We start from the raw sequence: 15,726 nt of genomic DNA on the forward strand, positions 1-15,726 counted from the left end.
ATGACACAGGTCACCGTCGCTTCGGCTCCCAAGGAACGCTTTCTGAGCCTTGAAATGGCGCTTATCCTCGTCGGCATTGCCCTGCTGGTGCTCGCGCCGTTTTACTTCTACCCGGTCTTCCTGATGAAGGTGCTCTGTTTCGGGCTCTTTGCCTGTGCATTCAATCTTCTCCTCGGCTATACGGGTATTCTTTCTTTCGGCCATGCGGCCTTCTTTGGCGGGGCGGCCTATTTCACTGCCCACGCGGTCAAGGAATGGGGCTTTTCACCGGAACTCGGCATTCTCGTCGGTGTGGCCGGGGCGACGGTCCTCGGCCTTATCATCGGCTTTTTCGCCATACGCCGGCAGGGCATTTATTCGACGATGATCACGCTCGCATTGGCGCAGATGTTTGCCTTTTTCTGCCTGCAGGCTTCCTTCACCCACGGAGAAGACGGCATCCAAGGCATCCCGCGCGGCCATCTGTTCGGCTTTATTGATCTCGAACAGCCGCTCAACATGTATTTCTTCGTCCTAGCCGTCTTCCTCATCGGCATATTCATCATCTGGCGCATCATCAATTCGCCCTTCGGCATGATCCTCAAATCCGTGCGGGAGAACGAACCCCGTGCCATCTCGCTCGGCTATTCGGTCGCCCGCTACAAGCTCGCCGCCTTTGTCATGTCCGCTGCGCTCACCGGGCTGGCAGGCGGATTGAAGGCAATCGTCTTCCAGTTCGCCACGCTGACCGATGTCAGCTGGCAGATGTCCGGTGAGGTGGTGCTGATGACTTTGTTGGGCGGCATAGGAACCCTGGTCGGCCCGATCTTCGGAGCCGCGCTCGTTGCTGCGCTGGAAAATTATCTCGCTACCTCCGAATTCCCGGTGACAGTCATTACCGGTGTCATCTTCATGGTTTGCGTGCTTGTTTTCCGCCGCGGCATTATTGGCGAGCTCTATGCCTCGCGCCTTGGCAAGAAGCTCGAAGGCAAACCCGAGAACTGACCAAATGACCGCATACGACTACATCATCGTCGGAGCAGGCACGGCGGGCTGTGCGCTCGCCAACCGTCTTTCTGAAAACAGGGATGTCTCCGTTCTGCTGCTCGAGGCCGGCGGCAAGGACAATTATCACTGGATCCATATTCCGGTCGGCTATCTCTATTGCATTTCCAACCCCCGCACCGACTGGTGTTTTTCCACCGAGGCGGAACCAGGCTTGAACGGGCGCACGTTGAGCTATCCGCGCGGCAAGGTGCTGGGCGGCTGCTCGTCAATCAACGGCATGATCTATATGCGCGGCCAGGCACGCGACTATGATCTATGGCGTCAAGCCGGTTGTACCGGCTGGGGCTGGGACGATGTCCTGCCCTATTTCAAGAAATCGGAAGACTATTATCTTGGCGCCGACAGCTTCCACGGCTCGGGTGGTGAATGGCGTGTCGAGGAAGCACGTCTGCATTGGGACATTCTCGATGCCTTTCGTGATGCGGCCGAAGCCGCCGGTATTCCGCGTACCGACGATTTCAATCGCGGCGACAATGAGGGCTCATCCTATTTCAAGGTGAACCAGAAGCGGGGCATTCGCTGGAATACGGCAAAAGCCTTTCTTCGCCCCGCTCGCAAACGGCCCAATCTGACCGTCGAAACCGGTGCACATGTGCGCAAGCTGATCCTCGATGGGCTGGCTGTCAGGGGTGTCGAGCTTGAACAGGCCGGGACGATCCGTTCGGTCCAGTGCCGGCGCGAAGTCGTCCTTGCGGCGGGTGCCATCGGTTCGCCGCATATTCTCGAACTCTCGGGCATCGGACGCGGCGATGTCTTGCAGGCCGCAGGCATCGAACCGGTGCTTGAACGGCGCAGCGTTGGCGAGAACCTGCAGGATCACCTGCAACTGCGCTGTGCCTACAAGGTCACCGGCATTCCGACCCTCAACGAGAAGGCCAACCGGCTTCTCGGCAAGGCCTCGATTGCGCTCGAATATCTCGTCAACCAGTCCGGTCCTATGTCCATGGCACCGAGCCAACTCGGTGTGTTCACCCGTTCCGACCCATCTTTCGACACAGCCAACCTGCAGTATCACGTGCAGCCGCTGTCGCTGGAGAAGTTTGGCGAGAGCGTTCATTCCTTCCCGGCATTCACTGCAAGTGTCTGCAATCTGCGGCCAGACAGCCGCGGGACAGTGCATGTCAAATCACCAGATCACCGCACGGGACCAGCAATCCAGCCAAACTACCTGACCACCGCGAACGATCGTCACGTGGCGGCGGATTCCATCCGCATCACACGCAACATCGTTGCGCAAAAACCGTTGCAGCGCTTCAAGCCCGAAGAATTCAAACCGGGTCCCGGCTATCAGACCGAAGAAGAGCTGATCGAGGCCGCCGGTGCGATCGGCACGACCATCTTCCATCCTGTCGGCACCTGCCGCATGGGCGCCGATCCGGAATCTGTCGTTGACCCGCAATTGCGCGTGCGCGGCATTCAGGGTCTGCGCGTGGCTGACGCCTCAATCATGCCGTCGATCACCTCCGGCAACACCAATTCGCCGACAATCATGATCGCTGAGAAGGCCGCTGAAATGATCGCTAGAGGGTAGCGCGCTCCATCCGCAGCTCCGCCTCCAGGCTTTGCAGATCCCGATAAATGGAGGCCGTGGCGAGAACCCGTCCGTCTGCTTTGTATTGCACCGTGCAGTCCTTCCCCTTGATATTTCCGTCGATGACAACCTCATCCCACTTCTCGGCGCGCCCGACATAATTGATCGGGACGTCATAGTGCTGGCTCCAGAAGAATGGTACGGCCTCGAACTTTTCCTGCCGCCCAAGCATATTGAGTGCAGCGACCTGCCCTTGGCGTTCCGCGACCACCCAATGCTCGACGCGAATGTTCCGACCGGAATGCGGGTCTGGCCAGCGCGCGATATCACCTGCGGCATAGATTCCCGGCACACTTGTTTCGAGATAGGCGTTGACTACGATACCATCGTCGATAGCGAGGCCAGCCTGCTCGGCAAGAGCAAGGCGCGGTCGCACCCCGATGCCGGCAACGACGAAATCGGCCTCATGCACGGCGCCGCTCTTCAGCTGAACTTTCGAGCCTTCAATTGCAACGACCGTATCTTCGAGATGAAAAATGACACCATGCTCTTCATGGAGCACTCGAACGAAATCACCCATCTCCGGTCCAAGAATGCGCTCCATTGGGTATTTGCCGGGAGCAACGACACGAACCTTGACGTCGCGTGCGCGCAGGGCGGCAGCGACTTCGAGCCCGATGAAGCTGGCCCCGATCACGACAGCCCGTCGACCGGCCTGTGCGGCGGCAATGATGGCGCGGCAATCATCGAGGCTGCGCAGCGTATGGACGATCGGCTGATCTCCCCCGGGTATAGTCAGACGTACCGGTTCTGCGCCGGTTGCCAACAGGAGCCGATCATAGGCGATCTTGTCTCCCCCCGCAGTGACGGCATGTCGCCCCGTGACATCTATCGAGACGACCTCTGTCCGAAGGCGGAGGTCGATATTCTTCTTGCTGTAGTACTTGTCCGAGCGCAGCGGCATCCATTCTTCCGGCGCGCTGCCGGCCAGATAATCCTTCGAAAGGTTCGGCCGGTCGACCGGTCCGGCAGTGTCCGCGCTCAGCATGACAATACTGCCCTGGAAATCGTGGCGTCGAAGCATTTCCGCCGCAGCGAACCCCGCCGCGCCGCCACCGATGATGACGATCCTCTCAGGCGCGGCCGATCGCGATACTGGCGGTATCTCTCTTGGTTCATCGCGTTTGTTCTCAACGAAGATATGCCCGTCGCGCTTCTCGACGCGCCAGCATGACAAAGGGCTGATCGCAGGTGCCCGGATGGCTTCCCCGCTGCGCAGATCGAAGCAGGCATGGTGCCAGGGACAGCGAACGGTGTTTCCTACCACCAGCCCATCAATGAGCGGACCGTGATAATGGCTGCAGCGAGCATCGATCGCGAATATCTCATCCGCAACCTGCAGCAGGAGAACGTCCTGTTTGCCGACATGACCGAGGCACTTGCCTCCATTAAGGGCGGTGACCGGAATGCCCCTTGTCAGATCGGGGCCGCTGGAGGACTGATCTTCAGTCATTTTCATCTCCCTCGATAGCGAACAGATTGCAGGCTTGAAGCGAGCAACAGAAGACTAGAGGTCCCCTATCGCCCGACCATAATACGACCCGCCACACTGGGAGAAAAGCGGCAATAATAACCGGCCTGTCCTGCAAAGGACCGCAAAGCTTAGAACCCGAACGACTGCTGTGCCGGTTGCACTGGCCCGATATGGACGCCTTCCAGTTCGAGCATGCGGGCCTTAGCGACGGAACCGCCTGGCGCAGAAAAACCACCAACTTTGCCCCCAGCTGCCAATACCCGATGGCAGGGAATAATCAGCGGCACCGGATTCCTGGCCATCGCCTGGCCGACATCGCGCGCGGCTTCCGGTCCGGCGCCGAGTTCCTTGGCCATCGCACCATAGGTTGTCGTGTGGCCCCAGCCAAGCCGCCGCGTCGCGGCATAGATTCGCTCGAAGAATGGCTCCTGCTCGCCGATGTCCAGCGTAAAGCCGGAAAAATCGATTTCCTCACCCGCAAAATAACGCCTTGCGGCGGCGACTGCTTCGACCACCTCCGGTGCGGGTGTCCCTGGTTCAGCACCAGGCAACCGGCGCAATAAATTGCGCTCCGTCGCATCAGCACTTCTTGTCGGCAACTGGAAGCGCGTAATGCCAATATTGTTCCAGGCGATACCGCAGAAACCGCCCGCCGTTTCGAAGATAAGATAATAATGCACTGTCTGGCCCATCGTATGGCCCTCGCGTTTCGATCTGCCATGAAAATCGTGCAATAGGAGCCGAAGTTCAACCCGATTCCTGCATATGCAGGCAACCGGTGTCACTGCATCTTCATGAGGCATGGAAGCCCTTGCTATAACTCACGATCTATTCCATATTGAGTTATAGAAGGGATCTCTATAACTCATGCGTTGGAATTGGCAGCAGGCAGACTGGCCGGATTTCACCTACGATACCGCGGCAATGGAGCCCTTGGAAAGGCGATTCCTGCTGCGTGCGGGCGAGTTCATCGGCGCGTTCCGCCATGTCAGCCTCGACGACCGGGAGATGCTCAAAATTGAGCTAATCAGCGACGAGGCATTAAAAACATCAGAGATCGAAGGCGAAATCCTCGATCGTGACAGTCTGCAATCATCGTTGCGGGGCCAGTTCGGCATGGATACAGACACAAAGCGCGTGTCTCCGGCAGAGCGGGGAATCGCCGAGATGATGGTCGATCTCTATCAAAGCTTCGCCGCTCCACTCACGCATCAAACGCTGTCAGCCTGGCATAAGATGGTCATGGCTGGGCAGCGCGGTATCCAAATCGGCACTTATCGTGAACACGCTGACCCTATGCAGGTCGTTTCGGGCACTCTTGGTAATCCGAAAATTCACTTTGAAGCCCCCCCGTCAGAACAGGTGCCGCACGAAATGAATGCATTTATCGGATGGTTCAACGATACGGCGCCGGGCGCAATGAGAACGTTGCCTGCACTGACGCGCGCCGGAATCGTGCACCTTTATTTCGAGAGCATTCATCCCTTTGAGGACGGCAATGGCCGTATCGGCCGCGCTCTGGCGGAAAAGTCTCTTGCGCAAAACCTCGGCCAGCCGAGCTTGATCGCGCTGGCCTACACGATCGAACGCGGCCGCAGGGCCTATTACGAGATGCTGGAACGGAGCAATAAGGACAACGAGGTCACGGACTGGCTGATCTATTTCGGCGAAACTATCCTTGAAGCACAGCGTAACACGCTTAGACGCGTGGAATTCTATATTGCTAAAGCCCGAATATATGATCAGCTGCGCGGCCAACTGAATCCGCGCCAGGATAAGGTGATTGCCCGCTTGTTCCGGGAAGGCATTGATGGCTTCAAGGGAGGCCTTAGCGCAGAGAATTATATCAGCATCACAAAAGCATCGCGCGCGACCACGACGAGAGACCTGCAGGATCTTGTTGCAAAAGGCGCGTTGGACCGCACTGGCGAGCTTCGGCACACGCGGTATCATTTGAAGATTTCCGAGAACACTAACCCCGGATGAGTAGCGTTCGTTCCGGAAGCCCAAGTGGAGCAATTTCGATTACGATCGCTTCAGGCACCCGACCGTGGCTAGTCCATCGGCAGCTGGCGTGCATTCCATTGGCTTTTTGGAACCGCGCCTCCAATGGCAAAACTGAAGGAAATCACTTTCGTTGTATCAGCATCGACTTGGCACTTGAATTCGACATTGTACCAGTTCGTTCTGCTGCGGAAGGCTCCACCCTTGGCAATCAGGACGTCATTTGTAATGACTCCGCCAGCGGGTCCATAGGGCACAAGAATGTCGGCATAGGAACCGAGAGCTTGTCGCCGAATCTGGTCCAGTGCCTCGGTATAGCAAAGCTGCCGGATACGCCCTTTTCGTGGTAGTTTGCCGATTGTCTGCATGATCCTGGGATCAAATAATCCCTTTGGTGAAAAGATATCTCGTGCGTCAACCTGTTGGTTACTGCGCTGTTTGGGCTTGGTTTCCGACGGTTTCGAAGTCTGACTTGTCTCATCATTCTTTTGTTTGGGGGCTGGTACGCTTCGGATGTTGTCCGACGTTTGTTGGGTCGGCGGCTCTTTCGCCTCCCTGGGTTCAGTAGCGGCATTAACTTCTGCAGGTGCTGGCTTGGTTTTAGGCAGCACTTCACGCGTAGTGATCTCTGTTTTTGATTCTGCTGATGAGGCATTCTCGGAGGCAGGCAAATCGCCTTGCGTCTCGCTCTGGCCCGCCGCAGGCAATGTTGGTTCAGTTGTTTTCTGTTCAGTCTGCGCGGCGGCCGACTCGAACGCCAGCGGGCGCAGCGGTTTCGCATGGTTCTTGGCGGGCTCTGTCTGCGGCTTTTCTTCGGGCTTGGGCGACGGCGGCGAAACAAGCTCAACCTTGACATCCTGCTCTTTGGGTGGTGGCGAAGGCTCAAAACGCAGGTGAACCAGCAGCAAAACCGCCACCGATAGATGCAAGGCAACTGACGCCACCGCGCCCCATCCGATTCCTTCCCACAACTTGTTGGCAGACTGTTGCATTGCTCAAACGATAATGGACCGCATATGCGCAACTTAGGCGCCTGAGCGGCTCTCAACAAGTAAGCGAACAAACTGCAGCCCTAGCATGACTGATGAGCGCATTTTGATTGGAGCCTCATGGCCATTGGTGCCGCAGTTCCGCTTCTCCGCTAACCGACGATGGCAAATGCATCTCGCGTCGAACCTGTGGAGCTTTTGACTGGCTTTTGCCCGATCCACTGAACATGCCGCTCAAGCACGGCAACGGCATTGTCGATATTGCCCTGCCGCAAAAAACCCAGGATCGCCCGATGATCATGATCGGTCCGCACTTCCCAATCGGACCGCCAGGCGGAAAACAAAAACCGTGCGCTCACAGAATGAAGATCATCAATCGCGGCCAACAAGCGCGGCATTGCACATGGAACGAGGATCAACCGGTGAAACCGCCGGTTTGCCTCCTCCCAGGAGCGCACATCGCGGGAATTGTCCCCGGCAACGGTTGCCTCTTCGGCCTGTTCGAGAATTGACGATGTCAAATGCGGAGCCGCCTGCCGAAGCGCAAGTCCCTCGAGCTCAGCGCGCATCAGCGCCACTTCCCGCACCTCCTTCAGATCGAAGGAAGCAACCCGTACACCCCGGCGGGGTTCGCTGACCGCCAGTCCCTGCGCCTCCAGTTTGCGGAAGGCTTCCCGAACCGGCACATGGCTCGCGCCGAATTCCTCAGCAATGTGATCCTGCCGCAGTTTCGCCCCCGGTTCCAACTGGCCGGTTACGATCCTGTCGGCAAGGATACGGCTGATGCGGTTGGCGATTGTATCTTCATTCGTTGCGGTCATGTTTTATAGATATTTTGCTTGCGAAGGCCTGTCGAGCCCGCACAAATCTTTTCCGCATCTAACGCTGTGGGGCTCGTATAAGAAACGATATCACCCGACCGGAGCAGAGGCTGTCCATTCGGGTTACGGGTATTCCGAACAACCGGGCACATCTTCCAATCGGTAGTAAACCGGAATACCGCGTTCCTCGGCAATACGGACGTCATTGTCTGCACCTTTTGACGCACCTGGAAGCCGCAGCACGGCATCACAGAGCTGCAAAAGCCTGCCGGCAACCGGGTGAAAAATCTCTTCATAGAGATCATCGCCAACTTTGCGTCCCCCGGCCGCGCCCCACACAGGGAGTGCTACCCACTCGCCGATCATCGGCAAATGCCCAGCTTTAAAGAGCGCATAAGACGGATGCTCGAGCCGCTTCAAATTTTCCTGCATCTTCAACACATCGTCGCCGGTACCAGAACGATACGGGCCTGCAATGAGAATGAGCATGAATTTTTCTCCATTATACACGATTATTCCTGAATTTTCTGGAATTTATCTAAAATTCATGTAACTTCGTGAAGAGTCAAGGAGAATCTGATGCTAACCATCCAAAGGCGAGCCCTTATCTCGGCTCGATTAAATCGCGACGGACAGCTCGTCGCCAAGCTTCTGGCGGACGAACTGAATCTTTCCGAAGACACTATCCGGCGTGATCTAAGGGAAATGGCGGCTGAGGGACTGCTTAAACGCGTTCACGGCGGAGCGATGCCACTGACGCCGCCACTACCGGACTTCGCCGCACGTCAGGAAATCTCGGGAGATATGAAACAGCGTCTTGGCCACAAAGCGGCAAGCCTCGTATCGAATGGACAAACCATTTTTCTCGATGGCGGAACGACAAATACGCATCTCGCGCGAGCGCTGCCTCGCGAAATGCGCATCACAGTGGTCACGCACAGCCCGACGATCGCCAGCGAGCTCGAGCATCATGAGGCAGAGGTCATTCTGATTGGTGGCAAGCTCTATAAGCATTCCATGGTGGCGGTTGGCGCGTCAACCCTCTCCGCCATCAATCAGATCCGGTTGGATATTTTCTTCCTTGGTGTCACAGCCATCCATCCAGTCTATGGTCTTTCAACCGGCAATTACGAAGAAGCAGCGATCAAACAGGCCATCGTGCAGCAGGCAGCCGAGACATATGTGCTTTCTACCCCAGAAAAATTCGGCGCTGCTTCTCCCTTTAGGATCACGGGTGTTGAGAGCCTCGCCGGTGTCGTTGTGGACGGGGACATGATGCCTGAACCATTAGCTGCTTATCGCGAATTGGGAGTTGAAATCCTACCCGCTTGAATCGACGTAACTGTTTATCGGAAGCACCGCTACATACCCCAGACGACCGCCCCGCCCGTGAGGCCAGCACCGGCTGCTGTCAGCAGCAACTTCTCTCCCGGAACGAACGGTCGTTCGCGATGGGCAAGCGACAGCGAGAGCGGTATGGTGGCAGCCGAGGAGTTGCCGTATTCAGCGATCGTGCGCACGATCCTGTCAGGCGCAATACCAATATTCTCGCCGACAACGTCGAAGATACGGGCATTGGCCTGATGTGGTACAAAACGGCCGACGTCTGCAGGCTGAAGCTCCGCGCTTGCCAGCGCCCGTCTGGCGCAAAGGGTCATCATTTGCACGGCTTGCGCAAACATCTCCCTGCCGTCGCGCATTGTCATCAGGCATTCTTCCACCGCCATGCCCGCAGCAAATGGTTGTTTGGAGCCTCCAGCCGGGATGGAGATCAGGTCATAGCGACTTCCGTCAGACGCCATATCCACACCGAGGAGTCCCTGTTTCGCATTGTCTGTCGGGACCAGAACGACGGCGCCCGCCGCATCGGCAAAAAGCACGGCGCTGGCGCGTTCGGCGGGATTGATGCGCCGGCTCAGAATATTGGCTGCCACCACGAGAACCGGCCGTCCTTGAGTGCGGACGAAACCGTCAGCAAGCGTCAGCGCGTAGATAAATCCTGAGCAGGCGCCGGCGAGATCAATCGCGCCAGAATTCTCCAAGCCAAGACGATGGGCAAGCAATGGGGCCGAGGGCGGCAACAGATGATCCGGCGTCGATGTGGCGAGGATAGTCAAAGCAATTTCGCCAAAACCCACCTTTGCATCACGCAGGGCAGCTGCACCGGCCTTTGCCGCAAGATCGGTGAGCAGTTCTCCGTCGAGGGCCCAACGCCGCGAACGGATACCGGTCCGGCGCTCGATCCAGCCAGGATCGAGACCAAGCTGGTTTTCTATCTCCGCATTGTCAACACGGCGCTCCGGCGCGTAGTGGCCAAACCCTGCGATGCGGCTTGCCTCGACCCGGCTCATCGAGCACCTGCAAAGAGGTCCGCTGCCTCATCGATCGCATCATAGGTCCGGTCGAGATCGTCTGCTGTCACGCAATAGGGCGTCATCAGGTAGATCACATTGCCAAGTGGCCGGATAAGCAGATTCCTTGCGCGAAAGAACGATCTGAGCTTCGGCCCTGCGTCTGAAAGGTAACCGGAAGTGGGAACATTGACGTCAAGCGCAACGATCGTCCCGGTCTGGCGCACATTGCCGAAACGCGGGTCCTCCTTGAAGCGCTCCAGCCTTGTCCGGTGCATGGATTCGAGCGAATGGATCCGTGCCGCCACCGGCTCCGTCTTCCATACTTCAAGATTGGCCAAGGCAGCAGCGCAGGCAATCGGGTTGGCGGTGTAGGAGCTCGAATGAAAGAATGTCCGGCTTCGATCACTGGAAAGATGTGCATCGAAAATTTTCGCCGAACACAAGGTTGCCGCCAGCGGCAGCGACCCGCCTGTCAGCCCCTTGGATGTGCACAGGATATCCGGTGTGATATTCGCCTGTTCACAGGCAAACAGAGTGCCTGTACGACCCCAGCCCGTCATGACCTCGTCCGCGATCATCAGGCTGCCATGCCTCTCTGCGAGACGCTTCAATTCAGTCAGAAGCGATGCCGGATACATCCGCATGCCCCCTGCCCCGAGCACAAGCGGCTCAATCAGCAGTGCCGCAACTTGGCCGCTCCGGCAATATGTCTCGAAGGCGTCAAGCGTGTCCTGCTCGTGTCCGGGTGAAGGAAACGGCAGCTGGTCCACACCATAAAGCATCGGCTCATAGGCGGCGTTGAACACACCCCTCTCGCCCGCCGACATCGTACCGATCGTGTCGCCGTGGTAGCCATGCTCCATGACAACGATGCGGGAGCGCGGCGCGCCGGAATTATGGAAGAAACCAAACGCCATCTTCAGCGCTACCTCGACACAGGTCGATCCGCTGTCGGAGTAGAATACATGGTCGAGACCGGCTGGGGCGATGGCGACCAACCCTCTCGCCAGTTCCTCGGCCGGTTCGTGGGTGTACTCGGCAAAGATGATCTGGTCATAGAGCCCGGGCGCACGGCGGATCGCATCCATAATCAACGGATGCCGATGGCCATGCGTGATCACCCACCAGGAAGAGATCGCATCCAGGATAGCGCGTCCCTGCTCATCATAGAGATAGGCTCCTTCCGTTCTGGCAATGCGCTTCATTGCCGGCTCGAGTGCATGCTGGGTAAACGGGTGCCAGACGGGAGATCGGGTCACAGAATACCTTTCTGAAAGCAGGAAATATCGAAATGATCTTTGAAGGCTTGGGCGAGGGTGTCAGGCGTCAGCGGGTCAAGCAGCGGTAACCGGCCGAGACAATCCACATTGCCGAGTTTCGCAATGATCGATTGCGTGTCCGCCTGTTCATCGCCGATGAAAACCACACCAAAGACCGGCATGGAACGGTGGCGCAAGGCTTCGAGTGACAGCAGCGTGTGATTGATCGTTCCCAGCCCGGTACGGGCGCAGAGGATGACCGGTATCTGCCAACGGGCAAAGACATCGGCAAACACCTCGCTTTCCGTTAAGGGTACCAGCACGCCGCCCGCCCCCTCGATGACAAGCAGCGACTGTGTTGACGGAGGTGATAACGCCTCAGGAACGATCCGGACGTTGTCGATTCTGGCAGCAAGATTCGGGGAAGCCGGCGTTTTGAGCCGCCAAGCTTCCGGGTAGATACGCGACGATGGGATCCGGCCAAGACGCTGGACTGTCTCACTATCCGTTTCGCCTTCGAGCCCAGACTGGACGGGTTTCCAGTAGCAGGCACCAAGCGCGTCGGCCAATGCTGCCGAGAACACGGTCTTGCCGATGTTGGTGTCGGTACCTGTAATGACAAAGCGGGATGTCATGCGGCTTCTTCGGCGAATGCATTCGCCAAGGCGTCAAACATTCGAACAATTGCGGACCGGTCGACATTGAGCGTGATGGCAATTCTTAAGCGCGCTGTTCCTTCCGGAATCGTTGGCGGGCGGATGGCACGGATATCGAAACCTTCCGCCCGCATGCGTTCCGCAATGCGCATCGCGCGACCATTGTCGCCGATCATCACCGGCAATATTTGCGATCCGCTGCCTTCCAATCCGAGCACGGTAGTCAGTTGTGCATTGGCGAAGGTCCAAAGCCGCTCAAAATCCGCGCGGCGCTGCGGCTCATCCACCAGAATTTTCAGGGCCTCACGAACACCTTCGGCCATCAATGGCGAAGGCGCGGTAGAATAGATGAACGCGCGCGCCCGATTCACAAGATAATCGCAAATCAAGCTGTTCGCACCGACAAGCGCCCCCGCAACGCCAAGTGCTTTTCCACATGTGTGCAGCAGGATGACATTATCCCGGCCCTCCATCCCGGAGGCAAGACCGCGGCCATCCGGCCCAAAGACGCCGGTCGCGTGCGCCTCGTCGATCACCAGAATGCCGTCATGCCTTTCTGCCACACTGAGAAGCTCCGCCAGCGGGGCGCGGTCACCATCCATCGAATAGAGGCTCTCGACCGCGATCCAAGGATGCCCCATCCCACCGTCTTTGCGCCACCTAACGATCACGTCCTCGAAATCAGCAACATCGTTGTGTTGTGCAAGTGCCGCCTGGGCCCGGCTGGCTGCAATGCCCTCACGCGCACTTGCATGGATGAGGGCATCATGGACAATGAGGTCGCCGCGTTGCAGCAGCGTTGAAAAGAGCGCGGCATTGGCCGCATAGCCGCTGGAAAAATACAGCGCCCGTTCCGTACCGAAAAAGGCTGCCGCCTCCACTTCGAGCGCCTCATGCTCGAGATGATTGCCGCGCAGCAGACGTGACCCGCCTGAACCGACGGCAACACCCCGGGCCATTGCTGCGGCAATGGCCGACCGGATGCGCGGCGAGTTGGCCATGCCAAGATAGTCATTCGAGGTGAAATCGATGCCATCCTGCGATACGAGCGCACGCCGCCGCCCCTTCCGCTCCAAGCCGCTCAGCGTCTTTGCGTAGCGGGCAAGGCGTTCGGCCGTCATTCAGCAGCACCCAGCGCCATCGGCTTCAGACCGAGACTGCGAAACAGCCCGGCGTCATGATCTTCGCCGGGGTTATCTGCTGTCAGTAGCGTATCGCCGACAAAAATGGAGTTTGCCCCGGCGAAGAAACACAGCGCCTGCATCTCGTCGCTCATCTCCGTGCGCCCCGCCGAGAGACGGACATGTGTTTTCGGCATAAGAATGCGGGCGAGTGCTATTGCGCGGACAAAATCAATGGGATCGACCGGCGTAGAATTCTCAAGTTTTGATCCGGGTATCGGTATTAGCATATTTATCGGTACGCTCTCCGGTTGAACCGGCAGATTGGCGAGCGTTACCAGCATCGCGATATGGTCATCCGTCATCTCGCCCATGCCGAGGATGCCGCCCGCACAGACCTTGATCCCCGCCTCCCGCACATTCGCGAGTGTCTCCAGACGATCCGCAAAGCTGCGCGTTGTGATGATTTCGCTGTAGAAGCGTTCCGACGTGTCGATGTTGTGATTGTAGTAATCGAGACCCGCATCGCCGAGCCTCGCTGCCTGTGCCGGCGATAGCATGCCGAGCGTCATACAGGTTTCCATTCCAAGCTCCCGGACACCCTCGACCATGGCGATGATCATGTCCATGTCGCGATCCTTCGGACTGCGCCAGGCAGCCCCCATGCAGTACCGCGTTGCCCCGCCCTCCTTCGCCTTGCGGGCCTCGGCAAGCACGCGCTCGACCTCCATCAATTTGGAAGCCTTGAGGCCGGTGGGATAATGGGCGGATTGGCTGCAATAGCCGCAATCCTCTGGGCATCCCCCTGTTTTGATCGACAGGAGCCTGCTCAACTGCACTGCGTTGGGGTCGAAATTCTCCCTGTGGACGACGTGCGCCTGAAACAGCAGATCGTTGAATGGCAAATTATAGATTTTACTGGCCTCTGAAAAACTCCACAAATCACCAACGGAAGGTACTGTATCGACAGATTTCAACGCAGGCGCTTCTGACATACGGGGGTTTTCCTCAGCTCTACAGGTTGGTGCGATTAATTATAGATAGAATCAATAATTATCTATAACTTATTCAGCACGATCAAAAACGCAACCGCGTTCGGCCTCGTCGAGAATTGGTAATGTCAAATGCCGAGCCGCCGTGGAAGCGCAAGCTCCTTGATCCCTGCGGCTGTTTTGAGGATATCTTGGCCAAACCCACGCAAATCTTTTCCGCATACAATACGTTTCGCGATGGTAGTACTTAGAGCCTGACGCGAATGGGAGGAAACATGCAGGACGTGAATATCGGACTGTGGGATTTTGCGCTGCGCCTTTACAAGGCTCCGGGCGTTACCGATGCACGTCTTGGCTTGCAGGAAAGGAACAGTGTGGATGTACCGGTCCTATTGTTCGCCGCTTGGCTCAAGCAGGGATCGATTGCCCTTTCACCGGCAAAAACGGAGCAGATCATTGGGCTGGTGAGTGAATGGCGCGATGAAGTCATCGCACCATTACGCACTGTTCGTCAGCGACTGAAAACCGGACCGAAACCGGCGCCTGATAAACAAACCGATGTTCTGCGGGACGCCGTTAAGGGCGCAGAGCTTTCCGCCGAGCGCATCGAACTTGGTGTGCTCGAAACGACTGGGCTGTCGTTGGCCACGTTATCGCGATAATGATACGGCGCATGGCTAGTTGGCCGACTCGTCAGCATGAAGCGCTGACCGGGCTGAATGGGCGACATGCTCCTCGGCAGCAGCTTTGGCAGCAATTTTGTCACGTTTGGCGATGGCGGTAACAATCTTCTCGATCTCAGCGATGCTCTGACTTCGCCGTTCCGTACGGACGACAGAACGGCGGCGCAATGGCGATGTCAGCACCGTCAGTTTGCTCAGAACGCCGAATGCGATGGGATTTCGTGCGCCGGTGCAAATGCGGTCATAGAAATCCCGTTTGTTGGCAACGATTTCTTCGGCATTTCCATGCAGATAGGCTTCCCGTAGTTGGACAGAATGAGCCTTAAGAGCCTGAACCTCCGCTTCGGACGCATTCTCGATGAACTGTTCAACAATCAGCGGCTCCAGCACGCCGCGGATACGATAGATATTCTCGGCGTCCTCGGTTGTGACGGTGACCACAGCAAGGCCACGATTGTTGAAATCGGTGAGAATGCCCTCCGACTGTAGTTGGCGCAATGCTTCGCGCAGCGAGGTACGGCTGACATTGAGCTGTTGGCACAGGTCCTTTTCCACGAGCCGTGTTCCGGGCTCCAGCAATCCAGTCTCGATCGCCCGCCGGAGCGACTTCATGATCTTGTTCCTCAGCGGCGCAGATTCATGTGTAAGCGGACCGAATGGTTCAGTCACTGGATCGTTCATTTTGCTCCTCGCAATGCTTCTGCCTGCGTTATTGATATGGGCGCGGCACGAGAT

The 15,726-nt window shown here is 57.4% G+C and carries 16 protein-coding genes; 5 read left to right on the top strand and 11 right to left on the bottom strand.

Features of this window, described 5'->3' with window-relative positions; all coding sequences use genetic code 11:
- Nucleotides 1-984: a branched-chain amino acid ABC transporter permease gene (locus tag BLM14_RS29000; RefSeq protein ID WP_100003517.1), complete on the top strand. Its 984-nt coding sequence runs from the start codon at nt 1-3 to the stop codon at nt 982-984.
- A 4-nt stretch (nt 985-988) separates the two neighbouring features.
- Nucleotides 989-2,578, top strand: a complete 1,590-nt coding sequence (locus tag BLM14_RS29005; protein WP_100003518.1) for a GMC family oxidoreductase — start codon at nt 989-991, stop codon at nt 2,576-2,578.
- On the opposite strand, the gene BLM14_RS29010 is transcribed toward BLM14_RS29005, so the two are convergent.
- Together BLM14_RS29010 and BLM14_RS29015 are read right to left on the bottom strand one after the other, a co-directional pair.
- A complete protein-coding gene (locus BLM14_RS29010; RefSeq protein ID WP_100003519.1) occupies nt 2,568-4,091 on the bottom strand; it encodes an FAD-dependent oxidoreductase in 1,524 nt (507 codons plus the stop codon). The genes BLM14_RS29005 and BLM14_RS29010 overlap by 11 nt on opposite strands.
- A 149-nt stretch (nt 4,092-4,240) precedes the next feature.
- Nucleotides 4,241-4,804, bottom strand: coding sequence for a methylated-DNA--[protein]-cysteine S-methyltransferase (locus BLM14_RS29015; RefSeq protein WP_100003520.1), 564 nt, complete (start codon nt 4,802-4,804; stop codon nt 4,241-4,243).
- A gap of 175 nt (nt 4,805-4,979) precedes the next feature.
- Between BLM14_RS29015 and BLM14_RS29020 the strand changes: the two genes are divergently transcribed.
- Nucleotides 4,980-6,098, top strand: coding sequence for a Fic family protein (locus BLM14_RS29020; protein WP_100003521.1), 1,119 nt, complete (start codon nt 4,980-4,982; stop codon nt 6,096-6,098).
- A 68-nt stretch (nt 6,099-6,166) separates the two neighbouring features.
- Here the strand turns inward: BLM14_RS29020 and BLM14_RS29025 are convergent, their stop codons facing one another.
- The 3 genes from BLM14_RS29025 to BLM14_RS29035 form a co-directional block, all read right to left on the bottom strand.
- Entirely contained in the window at nt 6,167-7,108 is a 942-nt protein-coding gene (locus tag BLM14_RS29025) for a DUF930 domain-containing protein (RefSeq protein ID WP_100003522.1), read from the bottom strand.
- Nucleotides 7,109-7,257: 149 nt separating this feature from the next.
- Nucleotides 7,258-7,926: a GntR family transcriptional regulator gene (locus tag BLM14_RS29030; protein WP_100003523.1), complete on the bottom strand. Its 669-nt coding sequence runs from the start codon at nt 7,924-7,926 to the stop codon at nt 7,258-7,260.
- Nucleotides 7,927-8,049: 123 nt separating this feature from the next.
- Nucleotides 8,050-8,415 (bottom strand): DUF4406 domain-containing protein, encoded by a 366-nt coding sequence (locus tag BLM14_RS29035; protein ID WP_100003524.1) that lies wholly within the window; start codon nt 8,413-8,415, stop codon nt 8,050-8,052.
- 90 nt (nt 8,416-8,505) lie between these two features.
- On the opposite strand from BLM14_RS29035, the gene BLM14_RS29040 reads away from it, so the two are divergent.
- Nucleotides 8,506-9,258, top strand: coding sequence for a DeoR/GlpR family DNA-binding transcription regulator (locus BLM14_RS29040; protein ID WP_100003525.1), 753 nt, complete (start codon nt 8,506-8,508; stop codon nt 9,256-9,258).
- 29 nt (nt 9,259-9,287) lie between these two features.
- On the opposite strand, the gene BLM14_RS29045 is transcribed toward BLM14_RS29040, so the two are convergent.
- Genes BLM14_RS29045 through bioB form a run of 5 tightly spaced genes read right to left on the bottom strand, consistent with a single transcriptional unit; the run spans nt 9,288 to nt 14,311 of the window.
- Nucleotides 9,288-10,277 carry a beta-ketoacyl-ACP synthase III gene (locus tag BLM14_RS29045; RefSeq protein ID WP_100003526.1) on the bottom strand — a complete coding sequence of 330 codons (990 nt, stop codon included), beginning with the start codon at nt 10,275-10,277 and terminating at the stop codon, nt 9,288-9,290.
- Nucleotides 10,274-11,539, bottom strand: coding sequence for an adenosylmethionine--8-amino-7-oxononanoate transaminase (locus BLM14_RS29050; RefSeq protein WP_100003527.1), 1,266 nt, complete (start codon nt 11,537-11,539; stop codon nt 10,274-10,276). The genes BLM14_RS29045 and BLM14_RS29050 overlap by 4 nt, the downstream gene beginning before the upstream one ends.
- The gene (gene bioD / locus BLM14_RS29055; protein ID WP_100003528.1) at nt 11,536-12,174 is read right to left on the bottom strand and encodes a dethiobiotin synthase; all 639 of its coding nucleotides are present in this window, start codon (nt 12,172-12,174) and stop codon (nt 11,536-11,538) included. Before bioD ends, BLM14_RS29050 begins: the two co-directional genes overlap by 4 nt.
- On the bottom strand, nt 12,171-13,316 hold the full coding sequence (locus BLM14_RS29060; protein WP_100003529.1) for an 8-amino-7-oxononanoate synthase: 1,146 nt from the start codon (nt 13,314-13,316) through the stop codon (nt 12,171-12,173). The genes bioD and BLM14_RS29060 overlap by 4 nt, the downstream gene beginning before the upstream one ends.
- Nucleotides 13,313-14,311 carry a biotin synthase BioB gene (gene bioB, locus BLM14_RS29065; RefSeq protein WP_100003530.1) on the bottom strand — a complete coding sequence of 333 codons (999 nt, stop codon included), beginning with the start codon at nt 14,309-14,311 and terminating at the stop codon, nt 13,313-13,315. The genes BLM14_RS29060 and bioB overlap by 4 nt, the downstream gene beginning before the upstream one ends.
- Before the next feature lie 272 nt (nt 14,312-14,583).
- Here bioB and BLM14_RS29070 point away from each other — a divergent pair, with 272 nt between their 5' ends.
- On the top strand, nt 14,584-14,970 hold the full coding sequence (locus tag BLM14_RS29070; RefSeq protein WP_100003531.1) for a TIGR02444 family protein: 387 nt from the start codon (nt 14,584-14,586) through the stop codon (nt 14,968-14,970).
- Between the two features lie 15 nt (nt 14,971-14,985).
- On the opposite strand, the gene BLM14_RS29075 is transcribed toward BLM14_RS29070, so the two are convergent.
- The gene (locus BLM14_RS29075; RefSeq protein ID WP_100003532.1) at nt 14,986-15,672 is read right to left on the bottom strand and encodes a GntR family transcriptional regulator; all 687 of its coding nucleotides are present in this window, start codon (nt 15,670-15,672) and stop codon (nt 14,986-14,988) included.
- Nucleotides 15,673-15,726 lie beyond the last annotated feature (54 nt).

Source organism: Phyllobacterium zundukense, assembly GCF_002764115.1.
Lineage (GTDB): Bacteria > Pseudomonadota > Alphaproteobacteria > Rhizobiales > Rhizobiaceae > Phyllobacterium > Phyllobacterium zundukense.

Excerpts from the sequence above, each read along its gene's own strand:
- BLM14_RS29000 (WP_100003517.1), top strand. The coding sequence starts at position 1 with ATGACACAGGTCACCGTCGCTTCGGCTCCCAAGGAACGCTTTCTGAGC.
- BLM14_RS29005 (WP_100003518.1), top strand. The coding sequence starts at position 989 with ATGACCGCATACGACTACATCATCGTCGGAGCAGGCACGGCGGGCTGT.
- BLM14_RS29010 (WP_100003519.1), bottom strand. The coding sequence starts at position 4,091 with ATGACTGAAGATCAGTCCTCCAGCGGCCCCGATCTGACAAGGGGCATT.
- BLM14_RS29015 (WP_100003520.1), bottom strand. The coding sequence starts at position 4,804 with ATGGGCCAGACAGTGCATTATTATCTTATCTTCGAAACGGCGGGCGGT.
- BLM14_RS29020 (WP_100003521.1), top strand. The coding sequence starts at position 4,980 with ATGCGTTGGAATTGGCAGCAGGCAGACTGGCCGGATTTCACCTACGAT.
- BLM14_RS29025 (WP_100003522.1), bottom strand. The coding sequence starts at position 7,108 with ATGCAACAGTCTGCCAACAAGTTGTGGGAAGGAATCGGATGGGGCGCG.
- BLM14_RS29030 (WP_100003523.1), bottom strand. The coding sequence starts at position 7,926 with ATGACCGCAACGAATGAAGATACAATCGCCAACCGCATCAGCCGTATC.
- BLM14_RS29035 (WP_100003524.1), bottom strand. The coding sequence starts at position 8,415 with ATGCTCATTCTCATTGCAGGCCCGTATCGTTCTGGTACCGGCGACGAT.
- BLM14_RS29040 (WP_100003525.1), top strand. The coding sequence starts at position 8,506 with ATGCTAACCATCCAAAGGCGAGCCCTTATCTCGGCTCGATTAAATCGC.
- BLM14_RS29045 (WP_100003526.1), bottom strand. The coding sequence starts at position 10,277 with ATGAGCCGGGTCGAGGCAAGCCGCATCGCAGGGTTTGGCCACTACGCG.
- bioD (WP_100003528.1), bottom strand. The coding sequence starts at position 12,174 with ATGACATCCCGCTTTGTCATTACAGGTACCGACACCAACATCGGCAAG.
- BLM14_RS29060 (WP_100003529.1), bottom strand. The coding sequence starts at position 13,316 with ATGACGGCCGAACGCCTTGCCCGCTACGCAAAGACGCTGAGCGGCTTG.
- bioB (WP_100003530.1), bottom strand. The coding sequence starts at position 14,311 with ATGTCAGAAGCGCCTGCGTTGAAATCTGTCGATACAGTACCTTCCGTT.
- BLM14_RS29070 (WP_100003531.1), top strand. The coding sequence starts at position 14,584 with ATGCAGGACGTGAATATCGGACTGTGGGATTTTGCGCTGCGCCTTTAC.
- BLM14_RS29075 (WP_100003532.1), bottom strand. The coding sequence starts at position 15,672 with ATGAACGATCCAGTGACTGAACCATTCGGTCCGCTTACACATGAATCT.